9 protein-coding genes are annotated in these 18,744 nt (G+C 68.4%); 8 read left to right on the forward strand and 1 reads right to left on the reverse strand.

The window, feature by feature from the left end; all coding sequences use genetic code 11:
• The first annotated feature begins 30 nt into the window (after positions 1–30).
• From N2652_07375 to N2652_07410, 8 genes are all read left to right on the forward strand, one after another.
• Positions 31–2,316: an FAD-dependent oxidoreductase gene (locus tag N2652_07375; GenBank protein ID MCX7819007.1), complete on the forward strand. Its 2,286-nt coding sequence runs from the start codon at positions 31–33 to the stop codon at positions 2,314–2,316.
• Positions 2,313–3,626, forward strand: a complete 1,314-nt coding sequence (locus tag N2652_07380) for a BNR repeat-containing protein (protein MCX7819008.1) — start codon at positions 2,313–2,315, stop codon at positions 3,624–3,626. Before N2652_07375 ends, N2652_07380 begins: the two co-directional genes overlap by 4 nt.
• Before the next feature lie 228 nt (positions 3,627–3,854).
• Entirely contained in the window at positions 3,855–11,114 is a 7,260-nt protein-coding gene (locus N2652_07385; protein ID MCX7819009.1) for a lamin tail domain-containing protein, read from the forward strand.
• 96 nt (positions 11,115–11,210) lie between these two features.
• Positions 11,211–12,008, forward strand: a complete 798-nt coding sequence (locus N2652_07390) for a peptidylprolyl isomerase (protein MCX7819010.1) — start codon at positions 11,211–11,213, stop codon at positions 12,006–12,008.
• 16 nt (positions 12,009–12,024) lie between these two features.
• On the forward strand, positions 12,025–13,065 hold the full coding sequence (gene pheS / locus N2652_07395; protein MCX7819011.1) for a phenylalanine--tRNA ligase subunit alpha: 1,041 nt from the start codon (positions 12,025–12,027) through the stop codon (positions 13,063–13,065).
• A 119-nt stretch (positions 13,066–13,184) separates the two neighbouring features.
• Positions 13,185–13,928, forward strand: coding sequence for a MotA/TolQ/ExbB proton channel family protein (locus tag N2652_07400; GenBank protein MCX7819012.1), 744 nt, complete (start codon positions 13,185–13,187; stop codon positions 13,926–13,928).
• On the forward strand, positions 13,925–14,341 hold the full coding sequence (locus N2652_07405; GenBank protein MCX7819013.1) for a biopolymer transporter ExbD: 417 nt from the start codon (positions 13,925–13,927) through the stop codon (positions 14,339–14,341). Before N2652_07400 ends, N2652_07405 begins: the two co-directional genes overlap by 4 nt.
• Positions 14,284–16,647, forward strand: coding sequence for a tetratricopeptide repeat protein (locus N2652_07410; protein ID MCX7819014.1), 2,364 nt, complete (start codon positions 14,284–14,286; stop codon positions 16,645–16,647). The genes N2652_07405 and N2652_07410 overlap by 58 nt, the downstream gene beginning before the upstream one ends.
• Positions 16,648–16,662: 15 nt before the next feature.
• On the opposite strand, the gene N2652_07415 is transcribed toward N2652_07410, so the two are convergent.
• Positions 16,663–18,684, reverse strand: a complete 2,022-nt coding sequence (locus tag N2652_07415) for a tetratricopeptide repeat protein (protein ID MCX7819015.1) — start codon at positions 18,682–18,684, stop codon at positions 16,663–16,665.
• Between the last annotated feature and the right edge of the window lie 60 nt (positions 18,685–18,744).

The following is an 18,744-nucleotide window of genomic DNA, read 5'->3' on the forward strand; positions in this document are numbered from 1 at the left end:
GGCCGCTGAATGCTCGAACGGAGGTGCGCGATGGGTGGGATACAATGGCGATTGGGTCTGGTGGCGTTGCTGACGGGATTCGGCGCACAGGGCGCGGTGCTGATCGAAGCGGAGTCGTTCGAGAACCTCGGCGGGTGGACGCTCGATACGCAGTTCATCCACATCATGGGGTCGCCCTATCTGCTCGCGCACGGTCTTGGCCGGCCCGTCGCTGACGCGGTAACGCGCGTGCGTCTGCCCAGCGCCGGCCGGTACCGCGTTTGGGCGCGCACAAAAGACTGGGTGGCGCGATGGGGGGCACCCGGCGCACCGGGTCGCTTCCAGATCCTGATCAACGGCCGCCCCCTTCCGCAGACCTTTGGCGACCGTGGCGCCGAGTGGCACTGGCAGGACGGCGGCGTTGTCGAACTCGACTCCGCGGAGGCGACGATTGCGCTGCGGGACCTCACGGGGTTTGACGGCCGTTGTGATGCGATCGTGCTCGCCGCGCCCGACGCCCCGCCACCGCCGGCCGGTGGCGACGCGCTATGGCGCTGGCGTCGGGAACGGCTCAACGCAACCGAGCCCGAGGACGGCGGCGAAGCCGATGTGGTGGTCGCCGGTGGGGGGTTGGCCGGCACGGCCGCGGCGATCTCCGCCGCGCGGATGGGATGCCGCGTGATTCTGATCCAGAACCGACCCGTGCTCGGCGGCAACGCGAGCGCGGAGATCCGCGTGTGGCCGCAGGGCAACACGCGGCTGCCACCTTTCCCGCGCATCGGTGAAATCGTCGAGGAGATCGCCGGCAAACCCAGCGAGAGTCCCGCGCGAACGGAGGAGTACATCGACGACAAACGCGAGGCGGTCGTCCGCGCGGAGCCGAACATCGCCCTGTATCTCCTCCATCACGTTCACCGCGTCGAAATGGAGGGCGGGCGCATCCGCGCGGTGATCGCGCTGGACGTGCGGCGCGGCGTCGACAAGCGGTTCCGGGGCCGCATCTTCGTCGACGCGACCGGCCACGCGGATCTCGGGGTGCTTGCGGGCGCGGACCACACGATCGCGGAGCGCGGCCACATGGGCATGAGCAACATGTGGCGGTGGCGCCGCGCGGACGGCCCACGGCCGTTCCCGGATGTGCCCTGGGCGCTGCCGCTGGAGCTGAACGACTTCCCCTTCCCGAAGAATTTCAAGGGCGAGTGGTTCTGGGAAAGCGGCTTTGACCTGCATCCGATCGACGATCTGGAAGAGGTGCGTGACCACAACCTTCGCGCGGTGTTCGGCGCGTTCGCAGCGATGAAGCGTGCGGAGGCGGGCGGCAAGCCGATGTTTCCGGATGCGGAGCTGGAATGGGTGGCTGCGATCGGCGGCACCCGCGAATCGCGCCAACTGCTCGGCGACGTGATCCTCACCGAGCAACACATCCGGCAGCGCACGGAGTTTCCGGACGCCTGCGTGCCGACCACCTGGGACATTGACCTGCACTATCCCGACCCGAAGTACACCAACGCCGCCCCCCATGCGCCGTTCATCTCTCGTGCGGTCTTCGGCAAGGCCGTGGACCGCACCGTCGGCTACCCGATTCCCTACCGCTGTTTTTACTCGCGCAACGTGCCGAACCTGTTCATGGCAGGTCGGTGCATCAGTGTCACCCGGGAGGCGCTCGGCACGATCCGGGTGATGAAGACGGGCGGCATGATGGGCGAGGTGGTGGGACGCGCCGCATCGGTGTGTCTGCGGAACAACGCGGATCCCCGCGACGTGTATCTGCGCCATTGGGCAGAGCTGCGGTCGCTGCTGGAGCTGCCGGGCGTCGCCCGACGTGCCCACTACCGGGATGAACCCGTCGTCCCACCCGACGCCCCCCCGCCCGCCCCGCCGCCGGCGCCGTCCAACCCAGATCGCAAACCGGGCATCTCGCCGGCAACCTTGCGGGGGGTGGTGGTCGACGACGAAGCTGCACGACTTTCGGGAACCTGGACGGCCGCCGACGGCTTGGAGGGATACGTCGGCATCGGCTACCGGTACAGCTCACCCGGCCGCGCCGCGACCGCGCGGTTTGAGTTCCCGCCCTCCCTCGCCGGTCGCCACGAAGTGCGCTTCGCCTATCGCCCGCACGAAAACCGCGCCTCGAACGTGTTGGTGCGCGTGATACACGCGGACGGCGAAGCGACCATCCGCCTCAACCAGCGGGAATCGCCGCCGCTGCCGGGCGGTATGGTCTCGCTCGGCACCTTTCGGTTCGAGGCCGGTCGCCCCGGCGCAGTGATCGTGGAGACCGGCGACGCGGGCGGTCACGTCTGTATCGACGCGGTGCAGGCGCTGCCATCCCCGTGAAACCGCAGCAAGTCGCCGCCGTACTCGGGTGGGCGGCGGGCGCTGGGTGGTCGGCTTCCGAAGAGATCACCGTGGACCGCGTCTGGGCAGGCCATCCCGTGCAGTTCGCACTGCTCACCGCCCCACCCCATCAATATGTCGGCTACTATGACGCCGACCGGTGGATGACCATTGCGCAGCGTCGGCTCGGCGCGACCAACTGGACCCGCTTGCGGCTGGACAGTCAGCTCGGCTGGGACTCGCACAATTCCATCGCGATGGCGGTGGATCGCACGGGTCGCCTCCACGTCGCTGGCAACATGCACTGCGTGCCGCTGGTGTACTACCGCAGCCGGGAACCTGCCGATGTCACGACACTTCAACGGCAACCCGGCATGGTCGGCGAACGGGAGAGCAGTGTCACCTACCCTGTTTTCTTTCGCGACGCGGCCGGCCGACTTCTGTTCCGATATCGGGAGGGACGCAGCGGCCGAGGGGATGACCTGCTGAACGTGTGGGACGATACGACGCAACGCTGGCGGCACTGGCTCGACACGCCCCTGTTCAGTGGAGAAGGCAAGATGAACGCCTATGCGACGGTGCCCACGCAGGGGCCGGACGGCCGGTTTCACATCGTGTGGGTCTGGCGCAACTCCCCCGACTGCGCCAGCTCGCACTCACCCGGCTACGCCCGCAGCCGCGATCTGTGCGCTTGGGAGGACGCGTTCGGACGGCCGCTGCCGCTGCCGATCACGCCGGCCGCCGGCGGAACCGTGGACCCTGTGGCCCCCGGCGGTGGCGTCATCAACGGCAATGTACGGCTGGGGTTTGACTCCGCAGCACGCCCCATTGTCACTTACCACAAGTACGACGTGAAGGGGGATCTCCAAATCTTTGTTGCGCGGCCGGAGTCAAACCACTGGCGGATTGTGCAGGTCAGCGATTGGGCCGGCTATCGGTGGTCGTTTGGTGGCGCAGGCTCGATTGCGTTCGAGGTACGGGTTCATCCGATCCGGTGGATCGCACCGGGCCGACTGCTATTGAGATGGCACCGACGCGACGAGTCCGGCGTATGGCTCCTGGACGAAACCACCCTTCGACTCCTCCCCGCGCAAGCGCCTCCTGACATCGCGGGGGCACGGGAGGCTGCGGAATGCCGACTTTTTTCAGAGCGGCCCGACCTCGAGCTGCGCACCGCACCCGACAGCGGTGAATCGCCGTCGGGCACCGTCTACCGACTTGTATGGGAAACCCTCGGCCCGAATCGCGACCGACCCCGCAACCCGCCATGGCCGGCCCCATCCCGGTTGCGTGTTGTCCGGATGAAGTAAGCGCGGCGCGGTTCTAGCGGCGAATCTGGGCGGCCGCGCAGGCCGTCACCTTCGCCAAGGGTCCCCCGGGCCGAACTACGTCCCCCGCCCCAGAACGGCGCCGACTTCTAGAGAACGCCACAAAAGCCGCCGCCAGACCCGGCAGACCATCGCGAGGGGCCACCCCCCTGCGGTTTGGTGAGGGGGTCGAACATTGTCAACAGCGGCATCCGTGGTAGTGTTGAGGTAATGAAGAAGGCTCCCTCACTTCTGCAGCCGCGTTACTTCGCGCACGCAGCGGCCATCGTGCTCGGGGTATCCGCCGCAGCGCAGGTTCCGACGACCGGTGTCTTTCGAGAAGTCTTTACTGACCTGGCCGGTAGTTCAGTCTGGAACCTCACGAACATGCCGGTCTATCCCCTCGGCCCGACCCTTGAAGGGTTCCTGCCCCACTTCGAAAGTCCGACGAACTGGGCGGACAACTACGGCCAGCGGTTGCGCGCACTGCTGCTGCCACCCACCAGCGGTCTGTACCGGTTTGCGATCGCCAGCGACGATGCGTCGGTGCTGTATTTGAGCCCGACCACGAATGAAGCCCAAAAAATCCCCATCGCCTCGGTCAGCGGCTGGACCAACTTCCGCCAGTTCGACAAGGAGACCAACCAGTGGTCGTCTCTGATTTCGCTGACGAACGGCTTCGCCTATTACATCGAAGCGATCCAGAAGGAGGGCACGGGGGGAGACAACCTGACCGTGATGTGGGTGCGTCCGGGCGGAGTGACGAACATCCCGATCCCCGGTGCAGTTCTTCGCCCGGTTGGTATGACTCCGCCGGTGATCACCTCGCAGCCGCCCGCCTCGCTGGTGATGATGGCCGGCGACCAGAGCGAATTCGCCGTCGCGGTGAGCCGCCAGCTGAACACCGGTTACCGATGGCAGCGGAACGAAACGGATATCCCCGGCGCAACGTTCTCCTCGTACTGGTTCGGCCCAGTGTCGCCGACGAACAACCAGGATCGGCTCCGCTGCATCGTCACGAACCTCCATGGCGCCACAACCACGCGCACCTGCGTGGTTACCGTCGTGCCGGACAACGTGCCCCCCACCATTACGGCCAGCCGCATGGTCGGCCCGCGCCACATTGAGATCTGGTTCAGCGAGCCGGTGAACGTGGACTCGGCGACCTGGGTGGTGGAGGGGGGAACGCCGACGACCGTGCGGCAATCGGGGGACCGTCGGTCGGTGTTGATCGCGTTGGCCGCGCCCGCGCCGACCGGTGTGACCGTGCGGGTGAGCGGAGTCCGCGATCTCGCGGAGCCACCGAACACGATTGCGGCGAACACACCAGCCGCGTCCGTGTTTGGGCCCGGCCCCACCCCCTTGGAGCTTTTGCTGGGAGGCCGCGAAATCGCCGGCCCCAGCAGCCGTCGCACCCCGATCGCGATCACCGAGATCCATTACAACCCGCCCGATCGGGCCGACGGTCGAGATGTGGAGTTCATCGAACTGTACAACTCGGTGGAATGGCCCTGGGACATCAGTGGGTACCGACTTGGTGGTGAGATCAGTTTCACCTTCCCGCCGGGTACCGTGATTTCCGGCCGCTCATACCGGGTGGTCGCGAAGGTGCCCGCCGACGTGCAGGCCGTCTATGGATTGGCCGCCGTGGACGGTCCATACGACGGGCGACTGTCCAACGGGGGCGGCGACCTCCGGCTCTACGGGCGCCTGGGCGAGCTGCTGCTCGAAATGGAGTACGACGACGAGGCGCCCTGGCCGGCTGCGGCGGATGGCGCCGGCCACTCGCTGGTGCTTGCGCGGCCGTCGTACGGCGAACGCGACCCCCGCGCGTGGTCCTCCAGTACACTCTTCGGCGGATCGCCCGGCGGCGGCGACCCGGTCGCCACCCAGTCCTGGCGGGGAGTCCTGATCAACGAGTGGCTCGCCCACACGGACGATCCGCAACAGGACTTTATTGAGCTCTACAACGCGACGACGCAGGCAGTCAGCCTCGCAGGGTTCTGGCTGTCCGACGACCCATCCACAAACAAGTTTCGCATACCCGAGGGCACCGTGATCCCCGCGGGAGGGCATCTGGTGTGGACACAATCGCAACTGGGGTTTGCGCTGGACGCCGCAGGGGAGTTCGTGGTGCTGCGCGCACCTGACGGTGCGACGGTGGTGGACATGGTCGCCTTCGGGCCCTCCGCGAACGGCGTCGGCTCCGGCCGCGTGCCCGATGGCGCGCCGGACTGGTGTGAACTTGCGGCGCTCACGCCCGGTGCGCCGAACGCGGGGCGGCGTTTGCGGCCCGTCGTGATCAACGAGGTGATGTATCACCCGATCACCGAGGACGACCTCGACGAGTTCATCGAGCTGCACAACTGGAGCGACCAACCCGTGAACGTGGGCGGCTGGCGCATCCGTGGCGGCATTTCGTTCAACATCCCCACGGGCATCGTGATCCCGGCCGGTGGCCATTTGGTGATTGCGGCCGATGCGGCGCGCCTGCGCCAACGCTGCTCGTGGCTGAACACGACGAACTGCGTCGGCAATTTCGCCGGCCGCCTCTCCGACCGAACCGACACGATCCGGCTGCAGATGCCGGAAGACCTCATCGCCACGAATGCCGCCGGCCAGTGGACCACTAACCGCGTGTACGTGATGGTGAACGAGGTCACCTACTGGGATGGCGGCCAGTGGGGCAGGTGGTCGGACGGCGGCGGCAGCAGCCTGGAGCTGACCGATCCTCGGGCCGATAATCGGCGCCCCGCCGCGTGGGCCGACAGCGACGAGAGCCAGACGTGTGGGTGGGTGACGATCGAGCACACCGGCGTGCTCGACCATGGCCACAGCTCCTATTCCGCAAACGAGCTCCACCTGATGGCGCTGGGGGCCGGCGAGTACGACGTCGACAACGTGCAGGTGTTGAACGCCTCGGGGCAGAACCTAATCACCAATGGCACCTTCACCACCGGCGCGGAGGGATGGACGCTGCGTGGCTCGCACCAGGACAGCACCTGGCGCGCGGACGCCGGCGAAAGTGGCGGCGGACTGCGACTGATCGCTTCGTGGCGCGGCGACCCCGGCGTGAATCGCGCCGGCGCAAAACTCACCGCAACCCTCGCCACCGGCACCGTCGCCACCCTCCGCGCCCGCGTCCGTTGGCGCGCAGGCCACCCCGAGGTGCTACTGCGACTGCGCGGCAACTGGCTGGAGGCAACGGGGCCGTTGCTGACCACGCAGGTGTTCGGTACGCCAGGCCGGCCGAACAGCCGTCGCACCACGAACTCGCCGCCGCAGATCTGGAACGTCACCCATCGCCCGATCCTGCCAGCGACCAACCAGCCCGTGGAAGTCTGGGCGCAGGTGGACGACCCGGACGGTTTCTTCATGCCGCGCTTGGTGTACCGATTGGACGGTGCCCCCGTCCGCAGTGTGGTGCCGATGGAGCCGCGCCGCGGCGGCTACTTTGTCGGCTCCATCCCGCCACCGGGCGGCACTACGGCGGTCACGTTCTACGTCGAGGTGGAAGACGCTGCGGCCGCGGGATCGTATCGTCGTTTCCCCGCAAATGCGCCCGCCAACGAGGGTCTGATCCGTTGGGGCGAGACCAACCTCGCCGGCACGTTCGCGCACTACCGGCTCTGGATCACGGAAGCAACGCGACGGATCTGGACCGACCGTGACAAAAACAGCAACCACCCTCTGCCCGGCACCTTTGTCTACAACGCGGATCGGGTGATCTACGACATGCGCTGCATGTACAGCGGCAGCCCCTTCCACACGCGTGGCTTCAATGGGCCGACGGGCAGCGCCTGGTGCGACTACTCCCTGGAAATGCCGAAGGATCAGCGGCTGCTGAACGCGACCGACTTCGTGCTGCAAATGGTCAGCGATGACGGCACCCGTCTGCGCCAGCAGGTCGGCTACTGGGCGGCTGAGCAGCTCGGCGTCCCCTACCTGCACCGTCGCTATCACCACCTCTCCGTCAACGGCGTCCGCCGCACGCCGCTGTCCGAGGATTCCCAGCAGCCTGCCGGCGACGTGGTCGAAGAGTTTTATCCGAACGATGATCGCGGGCCGTTGTACAAGATTGAAGATTGGTTCGAGTTCCAGGACGACGGCCTCACCTTCGCGAACGTGAACGCGACGCTGGGTGATTTCCGGACCGCCGGCGGCGTCCGCAAAACCGCGCGCTATCGCTGGAACTGGCGCCCGCGCGCGATCCGCGGCACCGCGAACGATTTCTCCCAGCTCTTCACTCTCGTGGACGCGGTGAACGCCACATCGCCCTACCCCTACGAGGCGGTCGTGCCGGCCACGCTGGACGTCCGCGAATGGATGCGGGTGTTCGCGTTCGAGCGGGTGTTCCGCAACTATGACTCCTACGGGTTTCAGCGGGGCAAGAACATGTACGCGTACAAGCCGGCGCAAAGCCCGTGGCAACTGCTGATGTGGGACATTGACTTTATCTTCGCCACCAGCAGCACGAACGAACCGCTGTTCGGCAGCGAAAACGACCCCGCGATGGCCCGGCTGAAGTCGTATCCACCGTTTCAGCGTCTGTTCTGGGCCGCGGTAAAAGAACTGCTGGACGGCCCGTTCCGCGAAGAAGTACTCGGCCCCCAGATGCAGATGCGGTATTCCGCGCTCGTCAGCAACGGTGCGACGCCCTCCGCCTACAGCAGTCTGCTCACCTTCGTGCGGGACCGCCGCGCGTACGTGCTGCAGCAGCTCGCGAGCGTGCAGTCGCCGTTCACCGTTGCACTGCCGCCGATCGTCTCCACGAACGCGAACTTCATCGAGTTGACCGGTACCGCACCGGTCGAGGCCGACCGGATCACCGTCAACGGCGTGGCGCGGACGCCGGAGTGGCTCTCGATGAACCAGTGGCGCGTGTACCTGCCCCTGGCGGAGGGCACCAACGCGATGCGCATCCACGCGGTGGACGTGCGGGGCTCGCCGATCACCAACGCGGCGGTCGATCGTGTGATCATCTCTGGCGCCGCGACCGAACCGGCCGTCGGCAATGTGGTGATCAATGAAATCATGTACCAGCCCGTCACCTCCGGCGCTGCGTTCGTGGAACTGCACAACGCGGCGACCTCCACCTGGTACGACCTCTCGCGCTGGGTGCTGCGCGGGGTGGGGCTGACGATCCCCGACGGCACGGTCCTGCCCCCCGGCGGCTTTGCAGTGTTTGCGGCGAACCGGGCGATGTTCGCACAGGTTTACGGGGCCGGCGTGCCGGTGGCGGCTGAATATCCGGGCGGGCTGGCCGACGAGGGCGAAACGCTCGCCCTCATCCGGCCGGGCCCCACCCCGGCGGAGGACGTCATCGTGGACCAGGTCGCCTATGAGTCCCGCCCGCCCTGGCCCCTCGAGGCCGCAGGACTGGGCGCATCCTTGCAGCTGCGTCATCCCCGGCTCGACCGACGACGCGCCGGCAACTGGGCCGCCACGCTCGGCTCCACCACCGCCACACCCGCGCAAACGCTGGTCGCGATGACAAACCTCTGGCGATACAACACCGGCGGCACAAATCTCGGCGCCGGTTGGATCGTCCCCACCTACAACGACACCGGATGGTCCACCGGCCGCGCGCTGCTCTACAACGACATTGCGCCGATGCCCGCCCCCACCAACACCTGGCTGCCGCTCACCAATGCCGCGGGCGACCGCATTGTCACCTATTATTTCCGCACACCCTTCGTGTACACCGGCAACCCCGCCGACATCACGCTGCGCATGACCACTGCGCTGGACGATGGTGCCATCGTGTACCTCAACGGCACCGAGGCACTCCGCATCGGCATGCCCGATGGACCCGCCGCGTGGACCACGCTGGCCGCGCGCGCCGTCGGTCACGCGGTGATCGAAGGCCCCTTCGATCTGCCCGCCGAGCTGCTGGTCCCCGGCACCAACTTCGTCGCGGTCGAGGTCCACCAGAACGCCACCAACAGCTCCGACGTCGCCTTTGGTCTGGCGCTCGTCGCGGAGCCTCGCTCCGTCGCCGCGGCGACGCCCGGCACGACGAACGCCGTGCTGTGCAGTCTGACCGACGTTCCCCCGTTGTGGATCAACGAACTGGTGGTCTCGAACCTGACCGGCCACACCGACAACGCCGGCCAGCGTGACCCGTGGCTTGAGCTCTACAACGCCCACTCCAACGCGATTCCGCTCGACGGCTGGGCGCTCACCGATGACCCTGCCGTGCCGTTGAAATGGCCGTTCCCCGCCGGCTCGTCCGTGCCCGGCCGCGGCTTCCTCGTCGTCTGGCTGGACGGCCAACCGACCCAGTCCGTTGCGGGTGTACCCCACACCTCGTTCCGAATCGGCGGATCGACCGGCGTCGTCGCGCTCGTGTGGGCGGGCTCCAACCGCGTGGCCGTCGCCGATCACATTCGGTGGAGCGGCGTCCCGGCCGACCGTGCGTTTGGGTCGTGGCCCGACGGCGACCCGATCGCCCGCAAGCTGCTTCGCACGCCCACCCCCGCCGCGCCGAACGACGGCACCGCCCCCCCTCTCCAGCTCCGCATCAACGAGTATCTGGCCGACAACGTCGCCGCGTTCGCCGATCCGGCAGACGGTCAGTTTGAGGACTGGTTCGAACTGTACAACCCGACCGACGACCCGATGGATCTGGGTGGTGCGTACCTGACCGACGATCTCTCCAACCCGACGAAGTACAGAATCCCCGCGGGCTTCTCAGTGCCAGCGCGCGGCTTTCTTCTGGTGTGGGCCGACAACGAACCTTCCCAGAACAACCTTTCGGTGCGTCCCGATCTACACGTGGGTTTTGCACTGAGCAAATCGGGCGAGGCCATCGCGCTCTACGACGCGGACCGCCGGCTCGTGGACTCCGTTGTGTTCGGCCCTCAGGTGACCGATGTCACCGAGGGCCGCTATCCCGATGGCGGCCCGCTCGTGGGGCGGCTCCCACGCCCGACCCCCGGCGCCGCGAATGCCGCGCCGGTGACGAACACCCCTCCACGCCTGCGGCCGCTGCCCGTCCAAACGGTGTTCCGCGGAGCTGTGCTGCGGCTGACATTCGTCGCGGACGATGCGGACCTGCCCCCGCAGACTCTCACGTACGCGGTGGACGGTCTGCCGCCGCTCGCGCAGTTTGATGCTGACACCGGCGAGCTGGTGTGGGCAGTGCCGGCAGTCGGTGGAGTGGAATCCATCCGTCTGGTCGCCCGCGTCACCGACTCGGGCACACCACCGCTGTCGGACGAACGCGAAGTGTTCGTGGTGGTGCTGCCGCTGCCAGAACTATCAGCGGCAGTGCCCGGCTCGCTCCCACCGGGCGCCGCGCCGCCCGGTTTCCGATTCGGCACGGTGCCGGGTCGCACCTATCAGATCGAATACACCGACTCGCTGTCGCCGGCGAACTGGCGCCCCTGGAGCTCGCTCTTCGTGGCGGAGGGCGAAACCGTGGAGTTTTACGACCCGGGCGTTGGTCGGCAGCGGTTTTACCGCGTCCGCGACGCCACCGCTCCCTGAGCGCCGGCCCATCCCGCGCTCGACAAGCGCATCGGGGAGGGGCAAAATGCCGCCGTTCCATCTGCGGTAGTTGAAGCCGAGGGAAAGGTGCACAGCATGCAGAAGATCATCCTGAGCCTGTCGCTGGGGGCCGCCGTCGCCATCGCCGTCGCGCAGCAGCCCGGTGCGACCAACGTGTTGCCCCACGTGGTGGACCAGACGATCGCCGCGGAACTGCTTCGGGGCGCAGTCGCCAATCAGTCCCTCAATGTGCTGGTCCAAAGTCCGGACCTTCAACGCAACTACGTCATCGGTGTGATCGAACAAGAGCTCGTGCAGGAGGCCGCCCGGCGGGGTCTGCAGGAACGGCTCGACGTACAGCGCGCTCTGATGCAAAGCCGCTACCAGATCCTCATCCAAGCGCTGCAGCAGGATGTCATGCGGCGCGTTCCACCACCCGCGGATGCGGAAGTGCAGGCCGCCTATCGCAAGGACAAGGATCGCTGGGTGATGCCGGAAGCGTATCGGCTCCTGATCTTCGCGGCCGACGACACCAACACCAACGCGGTCGCCGCGCTGCGCGCAGCCGCCGGCACAACCCCGCCGAACGCGGAGCGACTCACCGCCGCCGGCGCCCGCCCGCTGCTGCCCCCCGCCGCCGGGGAGATCTGGGTGACCGAGCGCGACATCGTGCCCGAAGTCTGGAAGGCGCTGCCCTCGCTGCGCGATGGCGAGTCGCGGACGTTCGGCGTACAAAACAGCGTATGGCTCGTCCACCGCATCGCCTACCGCAAGAGCGGGCCGATGACCTTCGAACAGGCGAGGGATGCGATTCGCGCCGAACTGTTGCAGCAGCGGCAGCGGCAGGAATGGGAGGCGTTCCTGGATGCCCGCCGCCGCGCGCTCGGGCTCTGAACCGACCGACCGGCCGGTGAGCGACACCCCCGATTCCGCCCCCACCGTCACCGAGGTCGCGCAGAGGACGGCGGCCGCCGTAGCGGAAATCAGCGCGGCGCAGGACCTCACCGCGCTCGAGGCGCTTCGCATCCGATACCTGGGGCGCAAAGGCCTCGTGCCCGCGCTAATGGACCGGCTGCGCGAACTGCCGGCCGAACAGCGCCGGGAGTACGGACGGGCAGTGAACGCACTGAAGGATGCGGTTGCGCAAGCCGTGGCCGAACGGAAGGCCACACTCGAGCGCGCCGCCGCACAGCACCCCCGCGCCGACGTCGACTGGACGCTGCCCGGCGAATGGCGCGGCCTCGGCCGGCTGCACCCCGTCACCCAGATCATCGAGCGGTCGGTCCAGATTTTTCGATCGCTCGGTTTCACCGTCGCGACGGGACCGGACGTTGAAACCGTGTACAACAACTTCGATGCGCTCAATACGCCGCCTGACCATCCCTCGCGCGACCCCCAGGACACGTTCTACCTTGACAATGGTGACCTGCTGCGCTGCCACACCTCGCCGGTGCAGGTGCGCTACATGATGTCGCGCCCGCCGCCGGTGCGAATCGTCGCGCCGGGACGCTGCTACCGGCGGGACACTCCCGACGCGACCCACAGCGCGAACTTTCATCAGATCGAGGGTCTCTATGTGGACCGCGCGGTCTCGCTCGCCGACCTAAAAGGCGACCTCTCCTACTTTGCGCGCGAGCTGATGGGGCCGGACGTACGCGTACGATTTCGCCCCCATTTCTTCCCGTTCACCGAGCCGAGCGTCGAGGTGGACTTCTCCTGCCACGCCTGCCGCGGCAGCGGTTGCCGGATCTGTAAGCAGAGCGGATGGATCGAGATCGCGGGCGCGGGCATGGTGCATCCAAACGTGTTCCGCGCAGTGGGCTATGACCCAGAGGAGGTCAGCGGCTACGCGTTCGGGATGGGCATCGAGCGCATCGCGATGATCCTGTTCGGCATTCCCGATATCCGCCTCCTCTACGAGAACGATCTTCGTTACCTCTCGCAGTTCTGAGCTGGCGCGGCGCCCCGCTCGTGGCTGGCGACAACCGGTTGGAGTTTTCCCGGGTCGCACGATATGCTTCGTTTTTGTGTGATGCGGCCCCGATGAGCGGGCCGCAAGGGGATAGCGCGATGAATCAGGTCGTTTTGATCCGACGTTGTGTCTGGCTCGCCGTCGCGACACTGTCCGTCGCCGCGCTCGCCGACGAGCCGACCGCTACGGACGCCGCGACGCGGATGATGACGCTGCGCGAGATCCTCGAGGCCGGCGGTGCGCTGATGTATGTGCTCGGCGCGCTCTCGGTCGCCGCGCTCGCGTCGATCCTGTACCTCGCGGTGACGCTGCGCCCAGCCGCGGTCGCGCCGGCGGATCTGCTGCATGACCTGCGCGAAATGCTCGGCGCGGGCCGCCGCGAAGAAGCGCGGCTGGCCTGCCGCCGAAGCCGCTCCGCACTGGCCGCGATCGGCGAGACCGCGCTCACCTGGCTGCAGCGTAACGAGGGCGGCGACCCGGCGATGTTGAAGGAGGTGATGGAAGGAGAGGGCAGCCGCCAGGCCGCGCTGCTGCAAAACTCGACCCAGTACCTGCACGACATCGCGGTGATCGCGCCGATGGTCGGCCTGCTGGGCACGGTGATCGGCATGTTGCGCGCGTTCAACGCGGTCGCGCTGGACCTCGCGCGCGCGCGCCCCATGACGCTCGCCGCCGGCGTTGCGCAGGCGCTGATCACCACCGCCGCCGGCCTCATCGTCGGCATTCCCGCGATGGCCTTCTACTCCTACTTCCGCGGCCGCGTCGCGAAGCTCACCGCCCAGCTCGAGACCGCCGCCGCGGACCTGCTGGCGATTCTGTCACCGGAGCGGAGGACCCGATGAACTTCCACGCCCGGCTGCGGCCCGAACCAATCGGCTTCCAGCTCGCACCGATGATTGATGTCGTATTTCTGCTGCTCTGCTTTTTCATGACCAGCCAGTTGTTTGCGCAGTGGGAGACGGACGTTCCGCTCACGCTGCCCACCGCGCGCACCGGGGAGACCTCCCGCCGATTGCCCGGCGAGATCACCCTCAACATCACAGCGGACGGGCGGGTGATCGTGAACGCAAAACCGTACACCGATGAGGAGCTCGCCCGTATGCTGGAACGGCTCGCCAAGCTGTATCCCGGCCAGCCCGTGGTGCTGCGCGCCGATCGCTCCACCCCCTACGAGCAGATCATCCGCGTGCTCGATCTGTGCCGTCAATCCGACATCTGGAATATCTCGTTCGCGACGCTGCCGCCGTCCCGTTGAGCCCTCGCGCCCCTTGGGCGGCGACCCTCGCGATCGCGGCGCTGCTCGGCCTGGCGACCGGTGCCGGCCATTGCGCCACGCTCGAAGAGCAGCAGCAGTTCGCCGATGGTCTTTACGCACGCGGACTCTACGAACTGGCTCTGCGCGAGTACATGGCGATTCTTCGCGTCGCACCGCAGTACTCCGCGCTGGACCAGGTGCTCTACCGTGTCGGCGAATGCTACCGCGAGCGCGGCAACGTCGCCGCCGCGGACCTGTTCTACCGGCGCGTGATCGCCGAACATCCCAACAGCCCCTTCCGCGCGCGGGCGGAACTCCGCCGTGCAGAACTGTTCCTCGGCGAGCGACGACCCGCCGAGGCGATCCAGATGCTCCGCGAGCTGGTCGCGCGGGCTCCGCCACCCGAGATCGAAGCCGGCGCGCACTACTACATCGGGATCGCGGCCCGCATGACCAACGGCCTCGCGGACGCGGAGGCCGAACTGCGCCAGGTGCTCGAGCGGTTTGCAAAAACGCCCTTCCATCCGCTCGCCGCAATGGAGCTGGCGGACCTCCGTCAGCGCGCCGGCGCGCCGCTCGATGAAGTGGCGCAGCTCTATCGCGAGGCGGCGGTTCATGCCGCTTCCAGTAACCTCGCCGCGGAGGCCTGGCAGCGGCTCGGCAACGCCGCGTATGCGGCCACGAACTACCCGCTGGCGGCGGAGGCCTACGGTCGCCTGCTCCAAGACCATCCCGGACATCCACGCGCGGCCGAGGCCTCGCTGCCCGCCGCCTGGTCGCTCTACCACGTCGGCCGGCCCGCCGACGCGCTCGCGCTCGCGGAGCGCGAAATCGCCGCGCGAGGCGAAACGGAGGAGTGGCTGTACCTAGCTGCAAATGCGCGCCGGGCGCTGCTGGACACGGATCGCGCAGTCGACACGTACGACGCGCTTGCCCGTCGGTTCCCCGCCAGCCGCCTCGCCGCGGCCGCGCGCTTTGAAAGCGCGCAGGCGCTCTTCCGCCAGCGCCGCTACGTGGAGGTGATCCGCCGTCTCGATCGCGCAGACTGGGAACCCGACCTGCGCGCAGAGGTGGACTGGATGCTCGCCGAATCGTACGCGCAGACCGGCTCGCCGGAGACCGCAATCCAGCACTACCGGCGCGTCGTCGAGGCGCAGCCCCCCTCCCCACGTGCGCCGGAGGCAATGTACCGGCTCGGCACGATGCTGGTGGAGCGCGGTGCGCGCGCGGAAGCCTCCGAGCTTCTGCGTGCGATGGTGGCCCGATATCCCGATCACCCGATGGCGCCCGCCGCGCTGCTGACCTCGGGCTTCGCGCACGCCGCCGACGAACGGTGGGAGGAAGCGATCGTGGACTGGGGCCGCGTGGAACGGTCCTGGACGAACTCTCCCCACGCGGAGGAAGCGCTCTTTCAGAAGGGTCTCGCGGAGCTGCGGCTGAAGCGCCACGCCGCCGCCACCGCATCGCTGCAGGCGCTGCTGCGCCGCTTTCCCTCCACCGAGCGCGCGGCAGAGGCGAACTACTGGCTGGCCGTCCTCGCCGACCAGTCCGGCGAAACGGCCGAGGCGGAAAACCGGCTCCGGCGCGTTTTGGAACTCGACCCGTCGCCGGATCTGCGCCGCAACGCGCGTTTTCTGCTCGCGCGCACGCTGCAGAAGCTGCGGCGCGACGCGGAGGCCGCCGACCTCTGGCAGGAGCTGCTCGCAACACCGTCGCGCGCAGAGATGCCCCCCGATCTGTTGGAATGGCTCGCGCTGTTCCGCCTCGAGCACCGCGCCTACTCGAACGCGCTCGCGGTCGCCGAAACGCTGCTCGCCGGTGCGCCAGACGACGCCTGGCGGCAAATCGGCGCTCATCTGCTCGGACGCGCGCGCGAGGGGCTCGGCGACACGACGGGCGCGCTGGCGGCGTTCGAGCAGGCCGATCGTGGCGCACCGGTCACCCGCGCTCGCGTCGAAGCACTGCTCGCCGCCGCCCGTCTGCGGCTGGCCGCCGGCGAAACGGAACGCGCCGAGCACGCCGCCCGCCGCGCTGCGGAGTTCGCCTCCGACGACCGCCTCGCCGAGCTGAAGGCGCGCGCGCTCCGCCTGCTCGGCGAAATTGCAGAAGCGCGCCGTGATCTCCCCTCCGCCGCCCGCTACTATCTCAGCGTCGCGATTCTCTACGACCACCCGGAGCTGTCGCCGGAGTGCCTCTGGCGCGCGGCCGCCCACCTCGCAACGCTCGGCGATACCAACGAGGCCGCTCGGCTGCGCGCGGAGCTCCGTCAGAGGTATCCCGACAGCAGCTACGCAAAACAGCGCTGACCAACCCCCGCGCGTTCAGCGTCCGCCACGCGCGCGCAACCACTGCCGGATCTTTTCTGCCTTCGGATCGTTTGGCGACAGCTCAAGGAACTTCCGCAACGCGCGGGCCGCCTCGATCTCACTGCCCGGATCGCGACTGAGAATCACGCCCAGCAGATAGTGCGCCGCCGCATGGTTCGGATCCCGCGCGATCAGCTGCGCCAGCTGCTCGCGCGCCACCGCGGTCTCGCCCAGCATGTCGAGCACCAGCGCCAGGTTGTAGCGGGAGTCGTTGTAGTCCGGATTCACCATCAGCGCCCGCCGAAACGCCTCGCGGGCCAGGTCCAGTTCGCCGGCGCGCAGGTACACGTCGCCCAAGTTGTGATAGGCCAGTAGAGACTGCGGATCGAGTTCGATCGCGCGCAGATATTCCTTTGCGGCACGGTCGAGGTCGCCGCGCTGCACGTACGCCCGCGCTCGATTGAACGCCTCCGTCGACGCCTTCAGGTCCCGCCGGTCCGACGCACGCACCGGCAGCGGCCGGCCGGCCGGCGGCGGCACCGCCGGGTCGGGTGCGGCCGGCGCAGCGGGGCGAACCGGCGGCGCGGCGGTCACCGCCAGCACGGGGAGACGAGCCGGTTGCGCGATCGCCCGCAACCGCTCCGCCGCCGTCAACGAGCGCGGGTCGCCCGCCGCGCGCCGCACGAACTCCTCGTATTCGCGTCGCGCATCGGCGGGGCGGTTCAACTGCTCGTCGTACAGCCGCGCCAGCGTCCAGCGCGACTCCGTGTCATCCGGATCAATCTCGAGCACTCGCCGCAGCGAGAGCACCGCCGCATCCATCTCCTCGCCGTTGCTGGACAGTGCGAGCCGGGCAAGCCCCCGATGCGCGTCGGCCAGCGCGGGGTTCAGCTCAGCCGCCTTCGCATAGGCCGCCCGCGCTCCCGTCGAGTCGCCCCGCGCCTCCAACCAGCGCGCCAACGCCAGATGCGCGGCCGGCTCCTCCGGCCCCAGCTGCACCGCGATCCGCAACGCGGTCTCCTCCGCCGCAGCGTCGCCCGCCGCGCGCGCCCGCGCGGCCGCCTCCAGGCACCGCTCCACCGCCTCCGCAGGCCGCCCGCGTGCGGCCAGGCGACGGCCGGCCTCGACCAGATCCGCCGGCGTGGGCGAACGTGCGCTGACGACTACACCGGTCGGTACCGGGACCGCACCTACCGCCGAGGTCGGAGCCGGCGGTCCTTTCACCACCGCCGCCGTGGCGGTGCCCAGCAGAGCCCGCGGCGCAACCACCCGGCTGCCCCCGCGCCGCGCTTCCAGCCACGCCCGGACCCCTACCGCTCGCGGGTCCTCCGCCGGCGCCGCTTCGAGAAACTGTTGCGCATAGGGTTCGGCCGCCGTCGCGTCGCCCAGCGCATGCGCATGGATCACATACAAGTTGTAGAGCGCCGGCGCATACCGCCGGTCGTGTTCCAGCGCTTTCAGCAGAAACTGAACCGCGGCCGCCGGACCGCGCCGGTGCAGTTCCACCTCCGCGAGCGAGGTGAGAATGCGCGGCGAAGTCGGGGCACGCTCGTGCGCGGCCTGCCACCGCGCCGCCGCGTCGTTCCACTGGCGGTGATCCGCGTGAATGCGGCCGATCATCTCCAACGGGCGGGGATCGTCCGGCGCCAGCCGCGCCGCCTCCGCAAAAAACTCGATCGCACGGTCGTACTGGCGCGCCTGGCGATACAGACATCCCAGGTTGTACCACGGCGCCGCCAGCGCCGGATTTAGACGGCGGCTCTCTTCAAACGCCCGCGCCGACGCGCCGAGATCCCCCAGCGCATGATGCGCCAGCCCCAGCAGATTGTACGCGACCGCGTTGGTCGGATGCCCCGGGCGCAGCTGAATCGAACGGTCCAACAAATCCCGGGCACGCACCGCCCGCCCGCGCTCCAGTTCGCGCCGGCCCAGCTCAAATTCCGCCTCGCCGCGCCCGCGGCAGGCGGCGGCCAGCACACACACGCCCAGCCCGCAGACAAGGCCCCGCCACCACCCAGCATCGGGAAGAGTCTTCACATCGGCGTCGCGCGATGGTAGGCCCCCGCACCGTCGCGGGCAAGCGCCCTCTCCAGACGC

The organism is Kiritimatiellia bacterium (assembly GCA_026417735.1).
In the GTDB taxonomy this organism is placed as follows: domain Bacteria; phylum Verrucomicrobiota; class Kiritimatiellia; order PWTM01; family PWTM01; genus CAACVY01.

What these genes read in the sequence shown, in the direction of transcription:
- N2652_07375 (MCX7819007.1), top strand. Translation starts at nt 31, where the DNA reads ATGGGTGGGATACAATGGCGATTGGGTCTGGTGGCGTTGCTGACGGGA.
- N2652_07385 (MCX7819009.1), top strand. Translation starts at nt 3,855, where the DNA reads ATGAAGAAGGCTCCCTCACTTCTGCAGCCGCGTTACTTCGCGCACGCA.
- N2652_07390 (MCX7819010.1), top strand. Translation starts at nt 11,211, where the DNA reads ATGCAGAAGATCATCCTGAGCCTGTCGCTGGGGGCCGCCGTCGCCATC.
- N2652_07400 (MCX7819012.1), top strand. Translation starts at nt 13,185, where the DNA reads ATGAATCAGGTCGTTTTGATCCGACGTTGTGTCTGGCTCGCCGTCGCG.
- N2652_07405 (MCX7819013.1), top strand. Translation starts at nt 13,925, where the DNA reads ATGAACTTCCACGCCCGGCTGCGGCCCGAACCAATCGGCTTCCAGCTC.